The sequence below is a fragment of the Brevundimonas sp. genome, assembly GCF_031082345.1.
Taxonomy (GTDB): domain Bacteria; phylum Pseudomonadota; class Alphaproteobacteria; order Caulobacterales; family Caulobacteraceae; genus Brevundimonas.
This window is the reverse complement of record NZ_JAVHLH010000060.1, coordinates 2416-7488: the sequence shown is the minus strand read 5'-3', so window position 1 is coordinate 7488 and position 5073 is coordinate 2416. Positions and strand designations below refer to the sequence as shown.

General features: G+C 69.1%; 6 protein-coding genes. 3 read left to right on the top strand and 3 right to left on the bottom strand.

What is annotated here, in order from left to right; translation table 11 throughout:
* A partial coding sequence (locus tag RDU12_RS05865; protein ID WP_308684255.1) for a M48 family metalloprotease occupies positions 1–662 on the top strand: 662 nt, incomplete at its 5' end.
* Here RDU12_RS05865 and RDU12_RS05860 read toward each other — a convergent pair.
* Together RDU12_RS05860 and RDU12_RS05855 are read right to left on the bottom strand one after the other, a co-directional pair.
* On the bottom strand, positions 659–1393 hold the full coding sequence (locus tag RDU12_RS05860) for an arginyltransferase (protein ID WP_300291329.1): 735 nt from the start codon (positions 1391–1393) through the stop codon (positions 659–661). The genes RDU12_RS05865 and RDU12_RS05860 overlap by 4 nt on opposite strands.
* A gap of 120 nt (positions 1394–1513) precedes the next feature.
* The gene (locus tag RDU12_RS05855; RefSeq protein ID WP_308684254.1) at positions 1514–2416 is read right to left on the bottom strand and encodes a flagellar motor protein MotB; all 903 of its coding nucleotides are present in this window, start codon (positions 2414–2416) and stop codon (positions 1514–1516) included.
* Positions 2417–2558: 142 nt separating this feature from the next.
* On the opposite strand from RDU12_RS05855, the gene RDU12_RS05850 reads away from it, so the two are divergent.
* Both RDU12_RS05850 and RDU12_RS05845 read left to right on the top strand, forming a co-directional pair.
* The gene (locus RDU12_RS05850) at positions 2559–3059 is read left to right on the top strand and encodes a flavin reductase family protein (RefSeq protein WP_300291139.1); all 501 of its coding nucleotides are present in this window, start codon (positions 2559–2561) and stop codon (positions 3057–3059) included.
* Between the two features lie 10 nt (positions 3060–3069).
* Positions 3070–3939: an NAD(P)-dependent oxidoreductase gene (locus tag RDU12_RS05845; protein WP_300291141.1), complete on the top strand. Its 870-nt coding sequence runs from the start codon at positions 3070–3072 to the stop codon at positions 3937–3939.
* On the opposite strand, the gene RDU12_RS05840 is transcribed toward RDU12_RS05845, so the two are convergent.
* The coding region (locus RDU12_RS05840; protein WP_308684253.1) for a hypothetical protein at positions 3936–5073 on the bottom strand (1138 nt) is incomplete at its 5' end. The two genes, RDU12_RS05845 and RDU12_RS05840, sit on opposite strands and share 4 nt — an antisense overlap.

The following is a 5073-nucleotide window of genomic DNA, read 5'->3' as shown; positions in this document are numbered from 1 at the left end:
CACCACTCAAGAGCGACATCAACCGCGACAGCCTCAACGCCTACGCCACCGGCCTGCACGAGGGCCAGTACAGCGTCACCGTCACCCGCGGCCTGGTGAACACCCTGACCCGCGACGAGCTCGAGGCGGTGCTGGCCCACGAACTGACCCACGTCATCAACAAGGACGTGCGGACCATGGTGATCGCCTCGATTTTCGCGGGCATCATCAGCGTCATCGCCGAGATGGTGTTCCGGGGCCTGCTCTATTCCCGCGGCGGGCGGCGCGACAACAAGAACGCCATGCCGCTGATCCTGATCGGCATCGCCTTCGCCGTGGTCGGCTTCGCCCTGGCCTTCGTCATCCGCATGATGCTGTCGCGCACCCGCGAGTTCGTCGCCGACGCCGGGGCGGTCGAGCTGACCAAGAACCCCGACGCCATGATCTCGGCCCTGCGCAAGGTCGAGGGCCGCTCCTCGGTCAAGGGGCCGGACGAGGTGCAGCAGCTGTTCCTCGACAACCAGCCCGACGGCGTCGGCCTTGAGGGCCTGTTCGCCAGCCACCCGCCGATCCAGAAACGCATCGACGCCCTGGTGAAGTTCGGCGGCGGCCAGGATCCGGGGGTCTGGGCGGGCGAGGCGTCGGCGTCCGGCTACGAAACCTCGACGCCGGTGACGGGCTAGGGCAGCCGCTCCCAACCGAATCGGGTCAGCTGCTCCAGCGGCCGGAAGCCGGCCTTGTAGTCCATCTTCTGCGAGCCCTGGACCCAGTAGCCGAGATAGACGAAGGGCAGACCCACCATGGCCGCCTGCCGGACATGGTCCAGGATGGCGAACCGGCCCAGGCTGCGCGCCTCCAGCGCCGGGTCGAAGAAGCTGTAGACCATCGACAGCCCGTCCGAGAGCAGGTCGGTCAGGCACACCCCGACCAGATCGCCGGGCCCGCCGTCGGGCGAGGGCAGCCGATACTCGATCAGATGGGTCCGCACCGACGTATCCTCGACCATGGCGACATAGTCGAGCCAGCCCATGCTGCTCATTCCCCCGCCCGGATGGCGGCCGTTCAGGTAGCGGCGCAGCAGGTCGAACTGCTCCATCGTCGCCTCGGCCTCGACCAGGTCGCGGGTCAGGTCCTCGTTGCGCTTCAGCACCTTGCGCTCGGACCTTGAGAACAGGAACTCGGGCACCGGCAGGCGCACCGAGACGCAGGCGTCGCAGCCCTCGCAGGCCGGGCGGTAGGCGATGTTCTGGCTGCGCCGGAAGCCGGCCTGGGTCAGCTCGTCGTTGACGTGGGCGCCCTCGCTGAACGGCAGGTTGGCGAACACCTTCCGCTCGGTCTGACCCGGCAGATAGGGGCAGGGGGCCACCGAGGTCATGTAGAAGCGAAGCTGACGCGTGGGAACGAACTGGGTCACGGGCGGCAGCTCCCCACCCAATTCCGACGACAGTTTGGCGCCCGGTCCAACATCAGCCGATTTGGCTCCCGCCCGGGCCGCCGGGCAAGGGCCTTCGCCTCACGCGGGGCGGGCGGGCGGTCACAGACTGGTGTCCGTCGGCAGCACCGGCGCCTCGCGCAGCAGCACGATGGCGATGCGGCGGTTGCCGGCCAGGGTCGGGTCGTCCGGATAGAGCGGATCCGAGCCCGCCTTGCCCGAGACCTGATAGACCCGGTCGGCGTCGACGCCGGCGGCCTGCAGGGCCTGGCGCGAGGCGTCGGCGCGCGCCGCCGACAGCGGCCAGTCGGTGGGCGCGGTGGCGCGATTCGACCCGGGCGCGGCGGAGGTGTGGCCGGTCACCGAGATGCGGTTGGGCAACTGGGTGATCACTTTTGAGATGGCCCTGAGCAACAGCTGGGCGCGCGGATTGGGACGGGCCGAATTGGTCTCGAACATCGAGCGGCCTTCCTGGTCGACCAGCTGGATGCGCAGCCCCTCGGGCGTCTGGTCGATGATCAGCTGTTTCGACAGTTCAGCCAGCTCGGGCATCGACTGCATGGCCTGGCGCAGGGATTCGGCGGCCGAGGCGAAGTCGGCGGCCTCGCGGCGGGCGATCTCCTCGCGCAGTTCCGCCTCGCTGGCGGCGGCGAGATTGGTGCTCTGGCCGGCCTCCTGCGGCGCGTCCGGCGGGGCTTCCGGGGCCAGCTCGCTGATCACCGATTGGGAGCCGGAGCCCTTGGCGCCGTCGTCGCCGAGCGAGGTGCCGCCGAGGATGCCGCCCGAGCCCGAAGTCGCCGCCGACACGCTGGCCGGGGCGAAATATTCAGCGATGCCGCGCTTCTGTTCAGGGTCGGTCGTGTTGATCAGCCACATCAGCAGGAAGAAGGCCATCATGGCGGTCACGAAGTCCGCATAGGCGACCTTCCAGGCCCCGCCGTGGTGACCGTGGCCGGCGACCTTCTTGACCTTCTTGATGAGGATCGGACGATCGCTCATGGACATCGGGGGACTCGCAACTCATCCAGTTCAGCCCACAGTCCCGGGTCGACGTTAAGAACCCGTTTGCGATACCTGCTCACCACGTTCCGCCGCCGGCGAGGAATCTGAACTTGCCGCTGCCCCGGGGCTCGCCTAGTCGTGCCGGGTGACCGTTCCAGAGACCCCCGACGCGTTCGATATCGCCGCCTACCGGCAGGCCCTGGGCGGCTTCGCGACCGGGGTCTGCGTCGTCACGGCCCACACCGACGAAGGACCGTTCGGGATCACGGTCAACTCCTTCACCTCGGTCTCGCTGCGGCCGCCGCTGATCCTGTGGTGTCTCGACCGCGCCTCGTGGCGGCATGACGCCTTCGCCACGGCCGACCGTTTCGCCGTGCACGTGCTGCCCGTCGAGGACCGGGAGATGTCCGATCGCTTCGCCTGGGGCGTCTGTCGGCTGTCCTCGGACGAGTTCGACAGCTCCAGCCCCGAACCGCCCCGCCTCAAGAACGCCCTGACCCGGCTGGATTGCACGGCCCACGATCGCATCGTCCTGGGCGACCACCTGGCCATCGTCGGCGAGGTCCAGCGCTTCGAAACCCGGCCGGGCGACGCCCTGACCTACTACCGCGGCCGCTACGGGGCCGCGACCGAACCGAACAGCTGAGGGCACGGACATGAAGATCGGCTTCGCGGGACTGGGCGTGATGGGCGGCCCCATGGCGCGTCACCTGGTCGAGGCCGGTCACGACGTCGCGGGCTTCAACCGCTCGCCGGACAAGGCGCGCGCCTGGGCCGGGGCCGTCGGCGGCCATTTCGCCGCCACGGTGGCGGACGCGGCGGCGGGCGCGGAGCTGTTCATCCTGTGCGTCGGCAATGACGACGACGTGCGCGAGGTCGTGGCCGCGGCCATGCCGTCGCTGGCCCCCGGGGCCGTCGTCGTCGACCACACCACGACCTCGGCCCGCGTAGCCCGCGACATGGCGGATCTGGCCGCGGGGCAGGGGGCCTTCTTCATCGACGCGCCGGTCTCGGGCGGGCAGGCGGGGGCCGAGAACGGCCAGCTCAGCGTCATGGCCGGTGGCGATCCGGCGGCCCTGACGCGGGTCGAGGCGGTGCTCATGCATTATTCCAAGGCCGTCAAGCACATGGGGCCGTCCGGGGCGGGGCAGCTGACCAAGATGGTCAACCAGATCGCCATCGCCGGCGTGGTCCAGGGCCTGGCCGAGGCCGTCCATTTCGCCCAGACGGCGGGACTGGACACGGACGCGGTCTATGACGCGATCTCGAAGGGCGCGGCCCAGTCGTGGCAGATGGACAACCGCTGGAAGACGGCGGCGGCGGGCGAGTTCGAGTTCGGTTTCGCCGTCGACTGGATGCGCAAGGACTTGGGTCTGGTGCTCGACGAGGCGCGGGCCAACGGCGCCCATCTGGCGCTGACGGCTCTGGTCGACCAGTTCTATTCCGAAGTGCAGGCCATGGGCGGCGCGCGATGGGACACCTCAAGCCTGACGGCGCGGCTTCAGGCGCGACCCGGCCGCCGCTAGTCGAGCAGGCGTGACCCGCCGGTGCGCGGGCCGACGCCGTCGGGCACGGGCACGTCGCTGGCGTCGTAGTTGGCGTTGATGAACAGCGACGGCGAGCCCTTGAGCTGAACCTGATGGGCGACGATCACGGTCCAGGCGCTGTCGCGGGCCACGTCCGCGGTCCCCTCGACGATGAGCCGCGCCGAGGGGACGTAGATCACGCCCAGCAGGCTCTCCACATGGTCCGCCGAGACGACGAAATCCTGCCGGTTGTCGCGCATCGCGCCCATGACGATGCCGGCGTAGGGGCCAGACTTGCGTCCATCGAGGTTCACCAGGGCCTGGCCCTTGAACTCGAATTTCGACGCGGCGTCGAAAAAGGCCACCACGTCCTGCCCCTCGAGCCGCGCGGTCTCGTCGATGACCAGGTGTCCCTGGCGGAACATATGCTCCCCGGGCTCGAGGATGATGCGGGCCGTCCCCCGGGCATCAATACCGCCGCAGTGCCTGCCCGGCGGGATGTAATGCGTTCCGGAAGTCACCACGATGCGATTCACCAGTTCGCCGGCGGTGCACATCAGCCCGAAGCCGCTCTGCCGTTCCAGATCAAGATTGGCGAAGGGGTCCGTGATCGAGGCCGCGCCGGTATTCGCCGTCGGGGTGATGAACCCCCGCGCGGTCGTGACCGACTGGACCGAGGCGGCGGTGATGCTCGCGGCCCCCTGAGCTTCGATGTCGCGGTTCGAATGCACCAGACAGGACGGCGCGTTCAGCTTGCTCGTGTCCCTGACGTACAGCAGCTGATTGCCCTGATCGCCGCTGACCAGCACGCACAGCGGCACCATGCCCATGGTCGTGGCGGTCGACTTCGCGTTGAAATGCCAGCCTCCGGGAGGCAGCAGGCTTCCGAAGAAGGACGACCGGTGGCCTTTCAGCAGCACCTGGATGGCGCGCTGTCCGTCGACGTCCAGCACCTCATAGACGGCTTCGACCCTCGGCGCCTCGACCCATTCGCTCAGGTGAGTGTCGACATAGGCCCGGGCCCGCTCCTTGGCGTTGGAGCCGTCGGTGGCCAGAGACAGGTCGTTGGCGGCGGCGAGGGCGGCGCTGTCGGCGATGTCCTGGAGGCGGATCTTGGAGGCCTGCACCTGCGTC